Below are 17,800 nucleotides of genomic sequence, written 5' to 3'. Positions count from 1 at the left end.
TGTCGTGGCTCCGCGCGGCTTGCGTATCCTCGCTACGTGCTTCTCTCAGACAAGGACATCCGGGCCGAGATCGACGCCGGGCGGGTACGGATCGATCCCTACGACGAATCCATGGTGCAGCCGTCGAGCATCGACGTACGGCTGGACCGGTACTTCCGGGTGTTCGAGAACCACCGGTACCCGCACATCGACCCCTCCGTCGAGCAGGCGGACCTGACGCGGCTGGTGGAGCCCGAGGGCGACGAGCCGTTCATCCTGCATCCCGGGGAGTTCGTGCTGGCGTCGACGTACGAGGTCATCTCGCTCCCCGACGACCTGGCCTCGCGGCTGGAGGGGAAGAGTTCGCTCGGCCGGCTGGGGCTCGTCACGCACTCCACCGCCGGGTTCATCGACCCCGGTTTCAGCGGGCACGTCACCCTGGAGCTGTCCAACCTGGCCACGCTCCCCATCAAGCTGTGGCCGGGGATGAAGATCGGGCAGCTATGCATGTTCCGGCTGACCTCGCCGGCCGAGTCGCCGTACGGCAGCGAGCGGTACGGGTCCCGGTACCAGGGGCAGCGCGGGCCGACCGCCTCGCGCTCCTTCCTCAACTTCCATCGGACCCAGGTGTGAGGGCGACGACGACATGAGTGACGCAGACGTGCGGGAGAACCTGACCTACGAGCGGTTCGGGTCCGCCATCCGTGAGCTGGCGCAGACCATCGCCGACGACGGGTACGAGCCCGACATCGTGCTGAGCATCGCGCGCGGCGGCGTCTTCGTCGCCGGCGGGCTCGCCTACGCCCTGGACTGCAAGAACATCCATCTCGTGAACGTCGAGTTCTACACCGGTGTGGGCACCACCCTGGAGATGCCGGTCATGCTCGCGCCCGTGCCGAACGTGATCGACTTCTCCGACAAGAAGGTGCTGATCACCGACGACGTCGCCGACACCGGCAAGACGCTGAAGCTCGTACGCGACTTCTGTCTCGACACGGTCGCCGAGGTGCGCTCCGCGGTGGTCTACGAGAAGCCCCACTCCCTCGTGAAGTGTGAGTACGTGTGGAAGCGTACCGATGACTGGATCAACTTCCCGTGGAGCGTCTTGCCGCCCGTGGTGAAGCGGGCCGGGCAGGTTCTCGACGCCTGAGTCGCTGCCGCTGCGGCGAGTCCCGCCGTCCACGCGGCGAGTCCCGCCACGCGCGCGGAAGAGCCCCTGGCGATGTGCCGGGGGCTCTGTCGTGTGCGGATGGTCAGGCGGTCAGAACGTGCCCAGCTTCACGATCGACAGCAGCGCGACCAACTGGATCGCCGAGGCGCCCAGCGCCTTCGGCCAGGGCAGGTCGTGGGAGCGGGAGACCATCAGGGTCAGCAGGGCGCCCGCGCCTATCCAGGTGGCCCAGCCGAGGATCTGGACGAAGCCGGCGTCGCCGCCGAAGAACATGGCGAAGATCAGGCGGGGTGTGTCCGTGAGGGCCGTGATCAGCATGGACAGGCCCACCGTGGGCTGCCAGGCGCCGTCGCCCCCGAGCTGGCGGGCCAGGGTGTGGGTGACCACGCCCAGGACGAACAGGCCCAGCACCATCACGACGGCCGTCATCAGCACGATCGGCACCGCGTTGGACAGCGTCGCGCTGATCGCGTCCGCGCGGGCGCCGTCGAAGCCGAAGACGGCGAGCAGGCCGTAGAGGAAGGTCACGACGAGGGCGGGGACCCACATGGTGTAGTCCCGCATGCGCAGGAAGGTGTCGTTGGGGGAGAGGACGATCCCCCGCAGCAGTTCCTTCCAGTGCAGGGGCGGGCCGAGCGGCGCGGCGGGTGCGGCGGGCGAACCGGCGTGGTAGGTCGCGCCCTGGGTGTAGCCGGCGGCCTCGTCGACGGAGAACGCCTGGGTGTGGCCCGGGTTGTCGGCCGCGTAGGGGTCGTGTCCGCCGTGGCCCTGGCCCGGGTGGCCGTCGTCGCCGAAGTACTCCGGCCCGTCGTCGGCCGGTCCCGGATAGCCGTACTGCTGCCCGGCCCGTGGGTACTGCTGCCCGGTCTGTGGGTACGGCTGTCCGGCTTGCGGGTACGGCGGCTGGGGCGCCGACGGGTAGCCGTACGAGGGGCCGCCGCCCTGCCGTCCGCGCGGCGGCTGGCCGTGCGGCGGCTGGCCGTACGGCGACTGGCCGCGGGACGGCTGACCGTGCGGCGGTCCCCCGGCCTGAGCGGGGCCGCGTCCGCGTCCGTACGGCGGTCCCTGCGGCGCCTGTTGTCCTTGGGGGGTGCGGTTGTTTCGGCCCCCGCGTCCGATCCTGAATCCAGCCACGTCATCGAACGTACCCGGTCTGGGCGGCCGACGTGCCGGGCCCGGCGGTCCGGGCCCGGCTTTGCGGCCGACCTGTGACATCCCCTAAGGGACCGTCAGCAGGACAACCAGGGGTTCTTGGGGGCTTCACCGGTACGTGCCCGGTCCCCGGCCCCCCGTGGTGGTGGGTCAGTCCGCGAAGGCGGCGCTGAACTGCGGGGTGCCGGTGGCCGAGACGCCGACGGTGGACGCGCCGACGGCACGCGAGCCGGTCGTGGTGATCCTCGTGCCGTCGGACGGCAGGTAGGTGACCGCGCCGTCGCCGCTGTTCTCGTACGAGCCGATCACCAGGTCGGCCCTGCCGTCGCCGGTGACGTCGTCGAGCTTGACGTCGGCGCCGAACAGGTCGGACTTCTCGTCGCCGCCGGGGACGCCCGCGGAGTCCTGGGAGAAGGCCTGGGTGCCGGAGGCGGTGTTCACGCCGGACGCGGAGCCGTACAGGACGGTGACGCTGCCGGTGTCGGGGACGCCGTCGATGTCCTCCTGCGGGCTGCTGACGACGAGGTCCTGGCAGCCGTCGCCGTTGATGTCGCCGAGGTCCAGCTCCCAGCCGAAGGCGTCGCCCTTCTCGGAGGCGCCGGGCACGTTGCCGGTGTTCTGGGTGATACCGGTGGTGGCGGCGGGGCCGGACGCGGAGCCGTAGGTGACGTTGACCTTGCCGCCGGTCGCGGAGTCCGGGATGGCCGTGCCGTCGCTGGTCCTGGTGTCCCAGTCCGCGCCGCTGACGATGTCGCCGAAGCCGTCGCCGTTGATGTCGCCGATGGCGGTGATGATGCCGGCCTTGAGGGCCTTGGCCGAGGCGCCGCTCAGGCCGCCGGTGGTGCCCGGCAGCCAGTAGTTGGTGTTCCAGCCGTACTGCGTCTTGGTCTCGTAGCCGTCGACGACGAGGTCGGTGCGGCCGTCGCCGTTGATGTCGCCGGCGGTCAGGTTCAGCGGTCCGTAGGGGCAGTCGTTGGTGCCCGACCGGATCGGCGGCTTGACGGTGGTCCGGCTGCCGTAGCCGCCGGAGGTGGTGAAGCCGCCCTTGTACAGGTACAGGGTGCTGGCGGAGCTGCCGACGACCAGGTCGGCCCTGCCGTCACCGTCGAAGTCGCCGGCGGCCAGGTTCTGGCCCCAGTAGTCGTGGGAGGAGGCGGCCGGGTCGGGCACGTCGATGCCCTTGCCGGTCAGGCCGGCGCTGGAGCCCCAGAGGATGGCCAGGCCGCCGCCGCTGGTGTCGGTGCCCACCTTCTCGTCCGGGGTGCCGACGGCGAGGTCGTCGTAGCCGTCGCCGTTGAAGTCGGCGTACGCCAGCTCGGCGCCGAAGAAGTCGCCGGCCTCGGCGGTGCCGGGGACGCCGGAGGTGTTCTGGCTGATGGTGGTGCGCTTGGCGGAGGAGACGCCGGTCGGGGTGCCGTACAGGACGACGAGCTGTCCGGCGTTCTTGTGGCCGCTGACGTAGGCGCCGGCGGCCGCGGCGGCGATGTCGCCGATGCCGTCGCCGTTGAAGTCGGCCTTGGCGACCTTGGCGGAGTCCGCGGCGACGGCGGGGGAGGCGGCGAACGTGAGCAGACCGCCCGTCAGCGCGGCGGCGACGGCCGTCACGAGGGCCGGTCGCGGCTGGTGCGTGTGCATGCGTTCTCCTGCGGCATGCGGGGGACGCCTGGCGGGGCATCCGCAGTTGATGGGGTGCGTCCGTCCGTGTTCATCGCGGGTTGTTCCGCGGTTCACGGGCGGTCGGCGATCAGGAGACCCGCCGTGCGGCACAAGGGTTGTACGTGTGTTCGGTAACGGTATGGGATCGCCGTGACGGGTGGGGCGAAGGGGGCGAGGGGTGGGCGCGCCCGCGACGCCGTCTTCCCGTGCGGGCCGGGGCATGGTCCAGGATGGGTCCATGAGCGTAGTGAAGATCAACGTGCTGACCGTGCCCGCCGAGCAGCGGGAGACGCTGGAGAAGCGGTTCGCCTCGCGGGCCCACGCCGTGGAGAACTCCGACGGCTTCGAGTGGTTCGAGCTGCTGCGGCCCGTCGAGGGCACCGACCAGTACCTCGTGTACACGCGCTGGCGTGACGAGGAGTCCTTCCAGGCGTGGATGGAGGGCCCGATGAAGTCCGCGCACCAGGGCGGCGGCGAGGGCGGCGGCGAGCGGCCCAAGCCGGCGGCCTCCGGGTCGACGCTGTGGTCGTTCGAGGTGGTGCAGCAGGCGGGCGCCAAGAACGCCTGACCGGCCGGCCGGGGGCGATACGACCGTCCCCGGCCGACCAGGGCCGATACGACCGTCCGTCGGGTTCCTGGTTACGACCGTCCGTCGGGTTCCCGGGTCACGACCGCCGGTCGGGTCCCTGGTTACGACCGCCGGTCGGGTCCCTGGTTACGGCCGCCGGTCCAGTCCCGGGGCACGGCGGCCGTCCCCTTCCTGGGCGGGGGTGACCACCCCGCACACGACGACACCCCCTGCCTGTGCGGGTCAGGGGGTGTCGCCGGGTTCCGGCAGGGGCCGGGGGCCGTTACTTCACCGGCTCCGGCTCCGGCTCGTTCGCCGAGTCGGCCGTGCCCGCCGGGGGCTCGTCGTCCGGGACCGGGATCCGGACGGAGTCCAGCAGTAGCTGGGCGACGTCCACGACCTGGATGGACTCCTTGGCCTTGCCGTCGTTCTTCTTGCCGTTCACGGAGTCCGTGAGCATGACCAGGCAGAACGGGCAGGCGGTGGAGACGATGTCCGGGTTGAGGGACAGGGCCTCGTCGACGCGCTCGTTGTTGATGCGCTTGCCGATGCGCTCTTCCATCCACATCCGGGCGCCGCCGGCGCCGCAGCAGAAGCCCCGCTCCTTGTGGCGGTGCATCTCCTCGTTGCGCAGGCCCGGGACCTTGCCGATGATCTCGCGCGGGGGCGTGTAGATCTTGTTGTGGCGGCCCAGGTAGCACGGGTCGTGGTACGTGATGATGCCCTCGACCGGGGTGACCGGGATCAGCTTGCCCTCGTCCACCAGGTGCTGGAGCAACTGGGTGTGGTGGATGACCTCGTAGTCGCCGCCGAGCTGCGGGTACTCGTTGCCGAGCGTGTTGAGGCAGTGCGGGCAGGTGGCGACGATCTTCTTCGCCGACCTGGGCTTCCTGGACTCCGCCGTGACCTTGCCGTCGTCGTCCAGCTCCTCGCCGAACGCCGTGTTCAGGGCCATGACGTTCTCCATGCCCAGCTCCTGGAACAGGGGCTCGTTGCCGAGACGGCGGGCGGAGTCACCGGTGCACTTCTCGTCGCCGCCCATGATCGCGAACTTGACGCCCGCGATGTGGAGGAGTTCGGCGAAGGCCTTGGTCGTCTTCTTGGCGCGGTCCTCCAGGGCGCCGGCGCAGCCGACCCAGTACAGGTACTCGATCTCGGTGAGGTCCTCGATGTCCTTGCCGACGACCGGGACCTCGAAGTCGACCTCCTTGGTCCACTCCAGGCGCTGCTTCTTGGCCAGGCCCCAGGGGTTGCCCTTCTTCTCCAGGTTCTTGAGCATCGTGCCCGCCTCGGACGGGAACGCGGACTCGATCATCACCTGGTAGCGGCGCATGTCGACGATGTGGTCGACGTGCTCGATGTCGACCGGGCACTGCTCGACGCAGGCGCCGCAGGTGGTGCAGGACCACAGGACGTCCGGGTCGATGACGCCGTTCTCCTCGGCGGTGCCGATCAGCGGGCGCTCGGCCTCGGCGAGGGCGGCGGCGGGGACGCCGGCCAACTGCTCCTCGCTCGCCCTCTCCTCGCCCTCCATGGTCTTGCCGCCGCCGGCCAGCAGGTACGGGGCCTTGGCGTGGGCGTGGTCCCGGAGGGACATGATGAGGAGCTTGGGGGAGAGCGGCTTGCCGGTGTTCCAGGCGGGGCACTGCGACTGGCAGCGGCCGCACTCGGTGCAGGTGGAGAAGTCGAGCAGGCCCTTCCAGGAGAACTGCTCGACCTGGGAGACGCCGAAGACGTCGTCCTCGCCGGGGTCCGCGAAGTCGATCGGCTTGCCGCCGGAGGTCATCGGCGCCAGGGCGCCGAGGGCGGTGGAGCCGTCGGCGTTGCGCTTGAACCAGATGTTCGGGAACGCCAGGAAGCGGTGCCAGGCCACGCCCATGTTGGTGTTGAGCGACACCGTGATCATCCAGATCATGGTCGTGCCCAGCTTGATCATGGCGGCGAGGTACGTGAGGTTCTGGAGCGTGGTGAGGCTCAGGCCCTTGAAGGCGAGGACCAGCGGGTACGAGGCGAAGTAGGCGGCCTCGTAGTGGTCCACGTGGTGCAGGGCGCCCTCAAGGCCGCGCAGGGTGTAGATCGCCAGGCCGATGATGAGGATGACGTACTCGACGAAGTACGCCTGGCCCATCTTCGAGCCCGCGAACCGGGACTTGCGGCCGGGCCGCGAGGGCAGGCTCAGCAGGCGGATGACGATCAGCGTCGCGATGCCGAGGGTGGTCATCGCGCCGATGAACTCGATGTACAGCTCGTACGGCAGGAAGCCGCCGAGGACCGGGAGGGTCCAGTCGGCCTGGAAGAGCTGTCCGTAGGCGTTGATGATGGTCGGCGGCAGCGTCAGGAAGCCGATGGCCACGAACCAGTGGGCGACGCCCACGATGCCCCACCGGTTCATCCGGGTGTGCCCGAGGAACTCCCGGACCAGGGTCACGCTGCGCTGGTAGGGGTTGTCGGTCCGGGTTCCGGCGGGGACGGGCTGGCCCAGCTTGAAGTGCCGGACGAACTGGCCGATGGCACGGGCGAGCAGCGCGACGCCGACCACGGTCAGGACCAGCGACACGATGATCGCGGCGAGTTGCATGGGGGCTCCTGAGGCGGCCTCGAATTAACCGAGCAACATTACTAAGCGGTAACTTATGCAGTCCGTCTGAGACTACCCCCATCATCCGCCGGGACGCAGCAGGGTGAGGGGTGATCTGGGTCGCTGAGGGTGGCCTGCGCCGCGTTCCCCCGGCAATCCGATCGTGTTATTCATCCCGGATTGCTACATTCGCCCCTACCTTAGAGCCGTGCTCTACGGGATCGCCGCCGCAACAGCAGCCCTGCTTCTCGCCGCCGTGCTGGCGGCGCTGCTCCGGGTGCCCGCGCTGCGGCTGGGCCTCCTCGACCGGCGCCGGCAGCGCCCCCTGCCGGTGCTGGGCGGGCTCGCCGTCGTGGTCGTCACCTGTCTGGTCGCCTGGATGGGGGAGTGGACCCGGGTCGCCCCGCTCGGCGACGGGGTGGGGAGGCTGCTGGCCGCCGCCGCCGCGGTCGCCCTGCTCGGCCTGGTGGCCGACGTCTGGCGGCTGCGCGCGCGCGTGCTCGTCGCCGGTACGGCCGTGGCGGCGGCCTGTGTGGTGCCCTACGACGAGACGGGCGTGCCGGGCGGCATGCTCGCCGTGGGCTGCGTCGTGCTCGCCTCCCTCGCCTTCAAGGGCCTCGACCACGCCGACGGCCTGGCGGGGACGGTCGGGGTGGTCACCGCGTTCGGCGCCGGGGCCTGCGCCGCCGCGGAGGTGATGGACGGGCTCGCCGTACTGCTGAGCGTGTTCGCCGCCGCCCTCACCGGTTTCCTGATGCACAACTGGCATCCCGCGCGGGTGGGCATGGGTGCGTGCGGATCGCTGTTCACGGGGTTCCTGCTGTCGTCGTCCGTGGTCTTCACGCGCGCGGGGTACGCGCTCGGGCCGAGCGCGGCGGTGGCGTTCTGCCTCGGCGCGGTCGCCGCCGCCGACGCCGTCCTCGTGGTCCTCGCCCGGCTCCTGGCCCGGCACCCGCTGCTGCGCCGGCGCCCGGACCACCTCGCGCACCAACTGCGCCGGATCGGGCTGACCCCGCAGGGATCCGTCGTCCTGCTGGGGGCAGGCTCCTTCTCGGCGGTGCTCGTCGGGGTGCTCGTCCACACGGGGTGGACGGGTGACGGAGCCGTGCTGTGGGTCGCGGGCGTGTCGCTGCTCGCCGTCCTGGTGCTGCTGCGCGTCCCCGTCCAGCCGCCCCGGCGCGGGCCGCGCGTACCTGTGCAGCCGCCCCGGCGCGGGACATCCACGCAGGTCACGGGACACATGCGCGTAAGGAACGGATAAGACTTGAGTCTTATTGACTCAGGTCTGTTGACCCATCGCGTCTCCTCGTGCACACTTGAGTCTGTTCCACTCAAGTCAGCTGGAGGAATCAACCATGGCACGTGCGGTCGGCATCGACCTGGGCACGACTAACTCCGTCGTCAGCGTTCTGGAGGGCGGCGAGCCCACCGTCATCACCAACGCAGAGGGCGCCAGGACCACGCCGTCCGTCGTCGCCTTCGCGAAGAACGGTGAGGTGCTCGTCGGCGAGGTCGCCAAGCGCCAGGCGGTCACGAACGTGGACCGGACCATCCGCTCGGTGAAGCGTCACATGGGCACCGACTGGAAGATCCAGCTCGACGGCAAGGACTTCAACCCGCAGCAGATCTCCGCGTTCATCCTTCAGAAGCTGAAGCGTGACGCCGAGTCCTACCTGGGTGAGAAGGTCACGGACGCGGTCATCACCGTCCCGGCCTACTTCAACGACTCCGAGCGTCAGGCCACGAAGGAGGCCGGCGAGATCGCCGGCCTGAACGTCCTGCGCATCGTCAACGAGCCGACGGCGGCGGCGCTGGCGTACGGCCTCGACAAGGACGACCAGACGATCCTCGTCTTCGACCTCGGTGGCGGCACCTTCGACGTGTCCCTCCTGGAGATCGGCGACGGCGTCGTCGAGGTGAAGGCCACCAACGGTGACAACCACCTCGGTGGTGACGACTGGGACCAGCGTGTCGTCGACTACCTGGTCAAGCAGTTCCAGTCCGGTCACGGCGTGGACCTGTCCAAGGACAAGATGGCTCTCCAGCGCCTGCGCGAGGCGGCGGAGAAGGCCAAGATCGAACTCTCCTCGTCCACCGAGACCTCGATCAACCTGCCGTACATCACCGCGTCGGCCGAGGGCCCGCTGCACCTGGACGAGAAGCTCACCCGCGCCCAGTTCCAGCAACTGACGGCCGACCTGCTGGAGCGCTGCAAGACGCCGTTCCACAACGTCATCAAGGACGCCGGCATCCAGCTCGGCGAGATCGACCACGTCGTCCTGGTCGGCGGTTCCACCCGTATGCCCGCCGTCGCCGAGCTCGTCAAGGAGCTGACCGGCGGCAAGGAGGCCAACAAGGGTGTGAACCCGGACGAGGTCGTCGCCATCGGCGCCTCGCTCCAGGCCGGTGTCCTCAAGGGCGAGGTCAAGGACGTCCTGCTGCTCGACGTCACCCCGCTGTCCCTCGGTATCGAGACCAAGGGCGGCATCATGACCAAGCTGATCGAGCGCAACACCACGATCCCGACCAAGCGCTCGGAGATCTTCACGACGGCCGAGGACAACCAGCCGTCGGTGCAGATCCAGGTCTACCAGGGCGAGCGCGAGATCGCGGCCTACAACAAGAAGCTCGGCATGTTCGAGCTGACCGGTCTGCCGCCGGCGCCGCGCGGCGTCCCGCAGATCGAGGTCTCCTTCGACATCGACGCCAACGGCATCATGCACGTCACGGCGAAGGACCTCGGCACCGGCAAGGAGCAGAAGATGACCGTCACCGGCGGCTCCTCGCTCCCGAAGGACGAGGTCGACCGCATGCGCGAGGAGGCCGAGCGCTACGCGGAGGAGGACCACAAGCGCCGCGAGGCCGCCGAGGCCCGCAACCAGGGCGAGCAGCTCGTCTACCAGACCGAGAAGTTCCTCAAGGACAACGAGGACAAGGTCCCCGGCGAGATCAGGACCGAGGTCGAGGCCGCCGTCGGCGAGCTGAAGGAAGCCCTCAAGGGCGAGGACACCGGCGAGATCCGCTCCGCCACGGAGAAGGTCGCCGCCGTCTCGCAGAAGCTGGGCCAGGCGCTGTACGCCGACGCCCAGGGCGCCCAGGCCGCCGGTGGCGCGTCCGCCGGTGCCGGTGAGGCCAAGGCCGACGACGACGTCGTCGACGCCGAGATCGTGGACGACGAGCGCAAGGACGGTGCCGCGTGACGGAGGAGACCCCGGGTTTCGAGGAGAAGCCCGACGTCCCCTCCGGCGCCACCCCCGACGACGCCGAACCGAAGGCCGCTCCCGATGAGGGAGCGGCCCCGGCCGGGGACGTAAGTGCAGATGCAGGCCTGGTGGCCGAGCTGGACCAGGTGCGTACGGCGCTCGGCGAGCGCACGGCGGACCTCCAGCGCCTCCAGGCCGAGTACCAGAACTACCGCCGCCGCGTCGACCGGGACCGGGCCGCGGTCAAGGAGATCGCCATCGCGAACCTCCTGACCGAGCTCCTGCCCGTGCTCGACGACATCGGCCGCGCGCGGGAACACGGCGAACTGGTCGGCGGCTTCAAGTCGGTGGCCGAGTCGCTGGAGACCGTCGCGGCCAAGATGGGCCTCCAGCAGTTCGGCAAGGAGGGCGAGCCCTTCGACCCGACGATCCACGAGGCCCTGATGCACTCCTACGCGCCGGACGTCACCGAGACGACCTGCGTGGCGATCCTCCAGCCGGGGTACCGCATCGGCGAGCGCACCATCCGCCCCGCGCGGGTGGCCGTCGCCGAGCCGCAGCCCGGCGCGCAGACCGTCAAGGCGGAGGATGCCGAGGAGACCGCGGCGGCCGACGACAAGGAGAGCGGTGGCCCGGACGAGGGCTGACGTGAGGACCCGGGGGAAGGAGGGACGTCGAGGATGAGTACCAAGGACTTCATCGAGAAGGACTACTACAAGGTCCTCGGCGTCCCCAAGGACGCCACCGAGGCCGAGATCAAGAAGGCGTACCGCAAGCTCGCCCGCGAGTTCCACCCGGACGCCAACAAGGGCAACGCCAAGGCGGAGGAGCGCTTCAAGGAGATCTCCGAGGCGAACGACATCCTCGGCGACGCCAAGAAGCGCAAGGAGTACGACGAGGCACGCGCCCTGTTCGGCAACGGCGGCTTCCGCCCCGGGCCGGGCGCGGCCGGCGGCTCCTTCAACTTCGACCTGGGCGACCTGTTCGGCGGCGGAGGGGGCACCACCCAGGCCGGCGGCTTCGGCGGCGGCATCGGTGATGTCTTCGGTGGCCTCTTCAACCGCGGCGGCACCGCGGGCACCCGTACCCAGCCCCGGCGCGGCCAGGACGTCGAGTCCGAGGTCACGCTGAGCTTCACGGAGGCCATCGAGGGCGCCACGGTGCCCCTCAGGATGTCCTCCCAGGCGCCCTGCAAGGCCTGTTCGGGCACCGGCGACAAGAACGGCACACCGCGCGTGTGCCCGACCTGCGTCGGCACCGGGCAGGTCGCCCGGGGCTCGGGCGGCGGCTTCTCGCTCACCGATCCCTGCCCCGACTGCAAGGGCCGCGGCCTGATCGCCGAGCACCCCTGCATGGAGTGCAAGGGCAGCGGGCGCGCCAAGTCCTCCCGCACGATGCAGGTCCGCATCCCGGCGGGCGTCACCGACGGGCAGCGCATCCGGCTGCGCGGCAAGGGCGCGCCCGGCGAGCGGGGCGGCCCGGCGGGCGACCTGTACGTGGCCGTGCACGTCGGCGAGCACCCGGTGTTCGGGCGCAAGGGCGACAACCTCACCGTCACCGTGCCGGTGACGTTCGCGGAGGCGGCCCTCGGCGGTGAGGTGCGGGTGCCGACCCTGGGCGGTCCGCCCGTCACCCTGAAGCTGCCCCCCGGCACCCCGAACGGTCGTACGATGCGGGCGCGGGGCAAGGGCGCGGTCCGCAAGGACGGCACCCGCGGCGACCTGTTGGTCACCGTCGAGGTGAGTGTCCCGCAGGACCTGTCGGGGAAGGCTCGTGACGCACTGGAGGCGTATCGCGAGGCGACCGCGGGCGAGGACCCGCGGGCGGAGCTGTTCGAGGCCGCGAAGGGAGCTTGAGAGTGATGGACGGCCGTCGGCGCAACCCCTATGAACTGACCGAGGAGACCCCGGTCTACGTCATCTCGGTGGCGGCCCAGCTCTCCGGACTCCACCCGCAGACGCTGCGCCAGTACGACCGCCTGGGCCTCGTCTCGCCGGACCGCACCGCGGGCCGGGGCCGGCGCTACTCGGCCCGTGACATCGAACTGCTCCGCCAGGTGCAGCAGTTGTCGCAGGACGAAGGCGTCAACCTGGCCGGCATCAAGCGCATCATCGAACTGGAGAACCAGGTCGCCGCGCTCCAGTCCCGCGTCGCGGAGCTGGAGTCGGCCCTGGACGGCGCGGCGACGGCCATGCGGCAGCGCGAGGCCGCCGTGCACGCCTCCTACCGGCGCGACCTGGTGCCGTACCAGGAGGTCCAGCAGACCAGCGCGCTGGTGGTGTGGCGGCCCAAGCGGCAGCAGCAGGACTGAGCTGAGCGGACCGAGCGGCGGCCGGCAGGACCGGACGTGGCCGACAGGGGCCGGCGGGAGCGATCCCGCCGGCCCCTTCCGTGTGCCCGGCGGCGTCGGCGCCCCGCCCGTGACGGCCTTGGATCTGGCTGGGTTTGTTCGCTCTCCTGATCGAGTCGATGTGCGTCCCGGACGTCCTCGATCACGGGACGTAGCGGACCGGGCAGGTTGTACGGAACTTTGCCGACGCGTGAACTCCCCTTGGATGAAGGGTCCGTAAAGGGCATTTGAAGGGGGTTTCGCGGAACCTCCACAGGGTCACCTGTGCGTGGCGTTGCGCACTCGTTAAGTGATTCTTCTTGACGCCGGGTAGGGCCTCCGCGTTGTCTTTTCAGACACCTGGGTCGTATTGCAGCACCCACGTCCGGAACGCACCTGAAGTGAGCCCTCGCATGCGCCGTATCGCCATATCCGTGGCCGCGTCCACGATGACCCTCTCGCTCGCCGGCTGTGGCGTGCTGAACGCGACGGGGGACGGAGCGAGCGCGAGCCCGACCAAGGGCAACGACATCACCGTGGGCCTGCTGCTTCCCGAGACGGCCAACACCCGCTACGAGAAGTTCGACTACCCCATCATCAAGGACAAGGTGGCCGAACTCACCAAGAAGCAGGGCAAGGTGGAGTACGCCAACGCCGACGCGAGCGCCACCCGCCAGGCCGAGCAGCTCCAGAACATGATCGACGACAAGGTCGACGTCATCCTGCTCGACGCCGTGGACGCGCACGTCATCGCCCCCGGGGTGAAGAAGGCCAAGGACGCGGGCATCCCGGTCATCGCCTACGACCGCCTCGCCGAGGGCCCGATCGACGCCTACGTCTCCTTCGACAACGAACTCGTCGGCGAGGTGCAGGGCCGCACCCTGCTGGAGGCGCTGGGTTCGGGCGTCGACACCTCCGACAAGATCGTCATGATGAACGGCTCGTCCACCGACCCGAACGCCAAGCAGTTCAAGGAGGGCGCGCTCTCCGAGCTGAACGGCAAGGTGGACATCGCGGCGAGCTTCGACACCGTGGGCTGGAAGCCGGAGAACGCCGAGACCAACATGGCCAAGGCGATCGCGCAGATCGGCAAGGGCAACATCGCCGGTGTCTACTCCGCCAACGACGGCATGGCGGGCGGTGTCATCAAGGCCCTGAAGGCGGCCGGCGTCACCGCGCTGCCCCCGATCACCGGCCAGGACGCGGAACTGGACGGCGTCCAGCGGGTCGTGAGCGGCGAGCAGTACATGAGCGTCTACAAGTCCTACCCGGACGAGGCCGCCGCCGCCGCGCAGATCGCCGTCACCAAGATCCAGGGCAAGGACATCCAGTTCGACGCCCTCACCCAGGACCGGGTCGACAGCCCCACCGCCAAGGGCATCCCGTCCAAGCTGGTCCAGGTGAGCGCGCTGACCAGGAAGACCGTCAAGGGCACCGTCATCGAGGACGGCATCTACAGCGTCGAGGACATCTGCACCGCCAGGTACAAGGCGGCCTGCGCGGCGATCGGCCTGAAGTAACGGCGACGCCCCCGAGCCGTACGGCCGCCGGCCGTGCGGCTCGCCGGCATGTCACCGCCGCGGGTGACGGCCCCGCAGTGCCGACCGCACCAGCAGCTTGTTGCGGGGTGAGGCGCGGAGCACGGGAAAAACCCGGGCAGAGCGGCCTGTTCCGGCGTCCGGTGTCCGGGGAGCCGTGTTGCGGACCCGGTCGGCGCCGCGCATAGTTGCGCTGCGGAAGGGCAGCACACCGGGGGTGGAATGGGCGATGGCCGGGCACGGGACGGAGGAACATCCTCACGGTGCCGACCGGCTGTGCGAGGCCGGGGATCGGGTGTATTCCCGGGCCGTACGCCGGGGACGGGTGCCCCGCACGGACGCCGGGCCGGTGCCCTGCCTGCTGGAACTGGCCCTGCTGCACCCGGACCCCGATGACATGGACTGGCTGGTGCCGACCTCCCCGCAGGAGGTCATGACCCGGCTGCTGCGCGGGGTCCACGACGAGGTCAGCGCGAGTCAGCGGCGGGTGGGCTCGGCGGTGGCCGCCTTCGAGTGGTACGCGGGCCTGGGCCGGCAGCCGCAGCCCCTGACGGCGTCCGCCGAGGGCAGCGCCATCCGGGTGCTGGACGGGCTCTCCCGCATCCAGGCCGCGATGGACGAGGCCACCGAGGCGTGCACCACCGAGGTGCTCACCGTGCAGCCGGGCGGCATCCGGCGCGAGGCCGAGCTGACCGAGGGACTGCACCGGGCGCTGGCCCTGCGCGGCCGGGGCGTGCGCATGCGGGACCTCTACACGCACGTGGCGCGGCACGGCCAGGGGCTGCTCAACTACCTGGAGCTGATGGGTGACACGGTCGAGGCCCGCACCCTGGACGAGGTCATCGACCGGCTGATCCTCTTCGACCGCACGGTGGCCTTCATCCCCGCCAACACCGACCGCACGATGGCCCTGGAGCTGCGTCACCCGGCCCTGGTCGAATATCTCGTGACCGTCTTCGAACGCCTGTGGCGGCTGGCGATCCCGCTCACGGCCCCGCTGCCCGACACGGGGATCGAGGGCATCTCGCACCGCGAGCAGTCCATCGCGGCGCTGCTCGCCGAGGGCCACCAGGATGCGGTGATCGCCGAGCGGCTCGGCATCAGCGTGCGCACCTGCCGGGCCCATATCGCCCGGCTGTCGGAGACGCTGGGCGCGGCGAGCCGTACCCAGCTCGGCGTGCGCATCGCCCAGGCGGGCCTGGACGGCCTCAGGCGCCCCGCCCCGACCACCGCCCTCACCGGTTCCGACCGGGAGTCCCCGAGGGCGCGCTGAGGCGGGCGGACGGTGTCCCCGGGCGGACCCGGGGGCAGGCCTCACTGGTCCCGGTCGAGGATGCCCGACTGGGCGATGAGGTAGCCGAGCTGGGCGCGGCTGCCGCTGCCGAGGGCCTGGGCCAGTTTGGCGATGTGGGCCCGGCAGGTGCGCACGTTCATGCCGAGGCGGCGGGCGATGGCTTCGTCCACGTGGCCCTCCACCAGGAGCTTGGCGATGGAGTGCTGGATGTTGGTGATGCCGTCGGCGGCGGTCTCGTAGGGGGCGCCGGCGCTCAGCGGGACCGCCCGGTCCCACATGAACTCGAACACCTTGATCAGGTAGCGGACGAGACCCGGGTGGCGCAGCTCCAGGGCGACCTGCTGGTCGTCCCGCGTGGGGATGAAGGCGACGGTCTCGTCGCAGATGATGAGGCGCTCCACCAGTTCGTCGATGGTGCGGTACTCCGCCTTGCCGTTGGTGAGCTGGGCCACGTACGCCAGCTTCTCCGGGTTGTACCGCGCGGTGTGCTGATACAGCGTCCGGATCTTCACACCACGTTCGATCAGCGGCCGGTCGCGTTCCAGCCCCCGCAGCAGGCTGCGCTCGGAGTAGCGGTTGCTCGGCTGGACCGTGAGCACCTCGGCCTGGCACTGGGCCGTGGCCAGGTTCAGCGCCGCGTTGATGCGCTCCCCGCCCTCCAGCACCGTGATTGAATCGGTGGTCGCGGTCATGTGGCTGCTGAGAGCCATGAACGGCTCGAAGACGTCGGCCAGTTGGATCGACAGCCGCCGGCGCTCGGTGATCTCGCGCTCCAGGGGGCTGAGCCGCTGGGCCAGCGCCACGGGCGCAGGTACCGGACGGAGCCATTCCGGATCGTCGGGATCGGGGTGCAGAAGGGCGAACTCCAGCAGGCACGGGGCGGATTCCGCCTCGGCGCGGGCGACGCGTCCGGCACGCAGCGCGTCGGCGTAGAGACGGGCCCCTTGCTCGCACATCTCCGTCACAGCATGGGGATGTGCAGCTTTAGTCTGATTCGTTGCCAAATCTCCACCCCCCAGGGTCCTGAACATGCAGGAACATGATGCATTGATTATGTGGCCACGACGTGCCCGAATGAGCCATCGTCGTACCCGACGGGGGAAGAGGGGACCTTCAAGTGAGGACGAAGCCGACTATGGGTAAGAGACTGCTTCGCTCGATACTTGTCGCCGCCTTCTCCGTTGTGGCGGCCGCGGGAGCGCTGGGCGGCCTCACCGGTGAGAAGAGCGACGCTCGAGCGGACACCAGCTGGCCGTCGGTGGCCACGACTACCGTGGTCGCCAGTGATACCAGTTGGCCGGTGATTCACACGGATGCTGTGAGGAGCTGACGTGACGACCCCGCCAGACGACCGCTCCTTCCGTCGCGAGATGGCCACCGCCTACCGCTCCGGCTGGCACTTCATCGACCTGGTCACCGCCATCCCCCACAGCGGTGACTCCCTGATGGTGCCCGTGTTCGGCGAACCGGTCGTCGTCACGCGGGACGAGGACGGGGACGTGCGGGCGTACCGGTGTCTGCGCAAGCCGCGTGGTGCGCCGCAGCCGGTGCGATGCGCCATCCGATACGGAATGATCTTTGTGAACCTGGACCAGCGCGACCACCGGCTGTGCGAGCCGCCGGAGACCGACCTGAGGACCATCTCGGCCACCCCCCGCAGTGCCTGACGCGATTCCCCCGTCGTAACAGATCGCTCAGGCGCTTCCCCCCGCAGCGGCGTCACCGTGACCTGAACACGGTGACGCCGCTGTAATTTCCGGGGGTTTCTCCGGGTACGGGCGCCCTCGACGGTGGCCGGAACCAGCCGTTCCTCAACCGTGCCCCAGCGCCCGCTCGACCTCGATCTCGATGACCACCCGGGACGGGTTCGGGCCCGGCGTCCGCCGGTAGCGCTCGGCGTACCGCCGCTCCGCCTCCCCGACCCGCTCCGGCTCGGTCCGCACGTGCGCGCGCCCCTCCAGCGTGGCCCAGCGCCGGCCGTCCACCTGGCACACCGCCACCCGCGCCCCGTCGGCCCCGGCGGCGAGCACGTGCGCCGCCTTCGCGCTGGACCCGTTCGTGATGACCCGGGCCAGCCGCGCCCCGGGGTCGTACGTCACCCCGACCGGTACGACGTGCGGACTGCCGTCCGGTCGCAGGGTCGTCAGCGTGCACAGATGCCGCTCCCGCCAGAAGGCGAGGTACGGCTCGTCGGGGGAAGCCGGGTCTACGGAGTACGAGGACATGCGGGAAACCTAGCCGACCCGGGTACACCTCTTGCCTTGAGTGGAATAGACTCAACTTTGTGCACGTTGGTTGAGGCAGGACCGTCGCGCTGGGAGAGGCGGTCGTC

The 17,800-nt window shown here is 70.1% G+C and carries 16 protein-coding genes; 11 read left to right on the top strand and 5 right to left on the bottom strand.

The genetic code is table 11. The features are described from left to right. Positions 1–36 precede the first annotated feature (36 nt). Positions 37–612, top strand: coding sequence for a dCTP deaminase (gene dcd / locus D9753_RS16715; RefSeq protein ID WP_121787742.1), 576 nt, complete (start codon positions 37–39; stop codon positions 610–612). A gap of 13 nt (positions 613–625) precedes the next feature. Beyond that, positions 626–1,129 (top strand): phosphoribosyltransferase, encoded by a 504-nt coding sequence (locus tag D9753_RS16710; protein ID WP_121787741.1) that lies wholly within the window; start codon positions 626–628, stop codon positions 1,127–1,129. A gap of 111 nt (positions 1,130–1,240) precedes the next feature. On the opposite strand, the gene D9753_RS16705 is transcribed toward D9753_RS16710, so the two are convergent. Together D9753_RS16705 and D9753_RS16700 are read right to left on the bottom strand one after the other, a co-directional pair. Then, positions 1,241–2,365: a Yip1 family protein gene (locus D9753_RS16705; RefSeq protein ID WP_205614173.1), complete on the bottom strand. Its 1,125-nt coding sequence runs from the start codon at positions 2,363–2,365 to the stop codon at positions 1,241–1,243. An 87-nt stretch (positions 2,366–2,452) separates the two neighbouring features. Then, positions 2,453–3,937 (bottom strand): FG-GAP and VCBS repeat-containing protein, encoded by a 1,485-nt coding sequence (locus D9753_RS16700; protein WP_121787739.1) that lies wholly within the window; start codon positions 3,935–3,937, stop codon positions 2,453–2,455. A 259-nt stretch (positions 3,938–4,196) separates the two neighbouring features. Here D9753_RS16700 and D9753_RS16695 point away from each other — a divergent pair, with 259 nt between their 5' ends. Further along, positions 4,197–4,526 (top strand): antibiotic biosynthesis monooxygenase family protein, encoded by a 330-nt coding sequence (locus D9753_RS16695; protein ID WP_121787738.1) that lies wholly within the window; start codon positions 4,197–4,199, stop codon positions 4,524–4,526. Positions 4,527–4,809: 283 nt separating this feature from the next. On the opposite strand, the gene D9753_RS16690 is transcribed toward D9753_RS16695, so the two are convergent. Further along, positions 4,810–7,104 (bottom strand): (Fe-S)-binding protein, encoded by a 2,295-nt coding sequence (locus tag D9753_RS16690; protein WP_121787737.1) that lies wholly within the window; start codon positions 7,102–7,104, stop codon positions 4,810–4,812. A 208-nt stretch (positions 7,105–7,312) separates the two neighbouring features. On the opposite strand from D9753_RS16690, the gene D9753_RS16685 reads away from it, so the two are divergent. From D9753_RS16685 to D9753_RS16655, 7 genes are all read left to right on the top strand, one after another. After that, a complete protein-coding gene (locus tag D9753_RS16685) occupies positions 7,313–8,365 on the top strand; it encodes an MraY family glycosyltransferase (protein WP_121787736.1) in 1,053 nt (350 codons plus the stop codon). A gap of 94 nt (positions 8,366–8,459) precedes the next feature. After that, entirely contained in the window at positions 8,460–10,304 is a 1,845-nt protein-coding gene (dnaK, locus tag D9753_RS16680; RefSeq protein ID WP_121787735.1) for a molecular chaperone DnaK, read from the top strand. Continuing rightward, on the top strand, positions 10,301–10,954 hold the full coding sequence (grpE, locus tag D9753_RS16675) for a nucleotide exchange factor GrpE (RefSeq protein ID WP_121787734.1): 654 nt from the start codon (positions 10,301–10,303) through the stop codon (positions 10,952–10,954). Before dnaK ends, grpE begins: the two co-directional genes overlap by 4 nt. 33 nt (positions 10,955–10,987) lie before the next feature. After that, positions 10,988–12,163 carry a molecular chaperone DnaJ gene (gene dnaJ / locus D9753_RS16670; protein WP_121787733.1) on the top strand — a complete coding sequence of 392 codons (1,176 nt, stop codon included), beginning with the start codon at positions 10,988–10,990 and terminating at the stop codon, positions 12,161–12,163. A gap of 5 nt (positions 12,164–12,168) precedes the next feature. Then, entirely contained in the window at positions 12,169–12,618 is a 450-nt protein-coding gene (locus tag D9753_RS16665; RefSeq protein ID WP_121791104.1) for a heat shock protein transcriptional repressor HspR, read from the top strand. Positions 12,619–13,049: 431 nt separating this feature from the next. Then, a complete protein-coding gene (locus tag D9753_RS16660; RefSeq protein ID WP_121787732.1) occupies positions 13,050–14,156 on the top strand; it encodes a sugar ABC transporter substrate-binding protein in 1,107 nt (368 codons plus the stop codon). 247 nt (positions 14,157–14,403) lie between these two features. After that, a complete protein-coding gene (locus tag D9753_RS16655; protein ID WP_240468187.1) occupies positions 14,404–15,447 on the top strand; it encodes a helix-turn-helix transcriptional regulator in 1,044 nt (347 codons plus the stop codon). 41 nt (positions 15,448–15,488) lie between these two features. Here the strand turns inward: D9753_RS16655 and D9753_RS16650 are convergent, their stop codons facing one another. Beyond that, positions 15,489–16,499 carry a helix-turn-helix domain-containing protein gene (locus D9753_RS16650; RefSeq protein WP_121787730.1) on the bottom strand — a complete coding sequence of 337 codons (1,011 nt, stop codon included), beginning with the start codon at positions 16,497–16,499 and terminating at the stop codon, positions 15,489–15,491. Positions 16,500–16,799: 300 nt separating this feature from the next. Between D9753_RS16650 and D9753_RS16640 the strand changes: the two genes are divergently transcribed. After that, the gene (locus D9753_RS16640) at positions 16,800–17,135 is read left to right on the top strand and encodes a Rieske (2Fe-2S) protein (protein WP_121787728.1); all 336 of its coding nucleotides are present in this window, start codon (positions 16,800–16,802) and stop codon (positions 17,133–17,135) included. A gap of 144 nt (positions 17,136–17,279) precedes the next feature. Here the strand turns inward: D9753_RS16640 and D9753_RS16635 are convergent, their stop codons facing one another. Then, entirely contained in the window at positions 17,280–17,693 is a 414-nt protein-coding gene (locus D9753_RS16635) for a pyridoxamine 5'-phosphate oxidase family protein (protein ID WP_121787727.1), read from the bottom strand. Positions 17,694–17,800 lie beyond the last annotated feature (107 nt).

Origin of the sequence: Streptomyces dangxiongensis, assembly GCF_003675325.1 — a bacterium.
In the GTDB taxonomy this organism is placed as follows: Bacteria; Actinomycetota; Actinomycetes; order Streptomycetales; family Streptomycetaceae; genus Streptomyces; species Streptomyces dangxiongensis.
The sequence above is the reverse complement of the archived record's forward strand: the minus strand, read 5'-3'. Positions and strand labels throughout refer to the sequence as shown.

Coding starts and splice junctions, on each gene's coding strand:
- D9753_RS16635 (WP_121787727.1), bottom strand. CDS start 17,693: ATGTCCTCGTACTCCGTAGACCCGGCTTCCCCCGACGAGCCGTACCTC.
- dnaK (WP_121787735.1), top strand. CDS start 8,460: ATGGCACGTGCGGTCGGCATCGACCTGGGCACGACTAACTCCGTCGTC.
- D9753_RS16695 (WP_121787738.1), top strand. CDS start 4,197: ATGAGCGTAGTGAAGATCAACGTGCTGACCGTGCCCGCCGAGCAGCGG.
- D9753_RS16660 (WP_121787732.1), top strand. CDS start 13,050: ATGCGCCGTATCGCCATATCCGTGGCCGCGTCCACGATGACCCTCTCG.
- D9753_RS16710 (WP_121787741.1), top strand. CDS start 626: ATGAGTGACGCAGACGTGCGGGAGAACCTGACCTACGAGCGGTTCGGG.
- D9753_RS16650 (WP_121787730.1), bottom strand. CDS start 16,499: ATGTTCAGGACCCTGGGGGGTGGAGATTTGGCAACGAATCAGACTAAA.
- dnaJ (WP_121787733.1), top strand. CDS start 10,988: ATGAGTACCAAGGACTTCATCGAGAAGGACTACTACAAGGTCCTCGGC.
- D9753_RS16665 (WP_121791104.1), top strand. CDS start 12,169: ATGGACGGCCGTCGGCGCAACCCCTATGAACTGACCGAGGAGACCCCG.
- D9753_RS16705 (WP_205614173.1), bottom strand. CDS start 2,365: ATGTCACAGGTCGGCCGCAAAGCCGGGCCCGGACCGCCGGGCCCGGCA.
- D9753_RS16700 (WP_121787739.1), bottom strand. CDS start 3,937: ATGCACACGCACCAGCCGCGACCGGCCCTCGTGACGGCCGTCGCCGCC.
- D9753_RS16690 (WP_121787737.1), bottom strand. CDS start 7,104: ATGCAACTCGCCGCGATCATCGTGTCGCTGGTCCTGACCGTGGTCGGC.
- D9753_RS16655 (WP_240468187.1), top strand. CDS start 14,404: ATGGCCGGGCACGGGACGGAGGAACATCCTCACGGTGCCGACCGGCTG.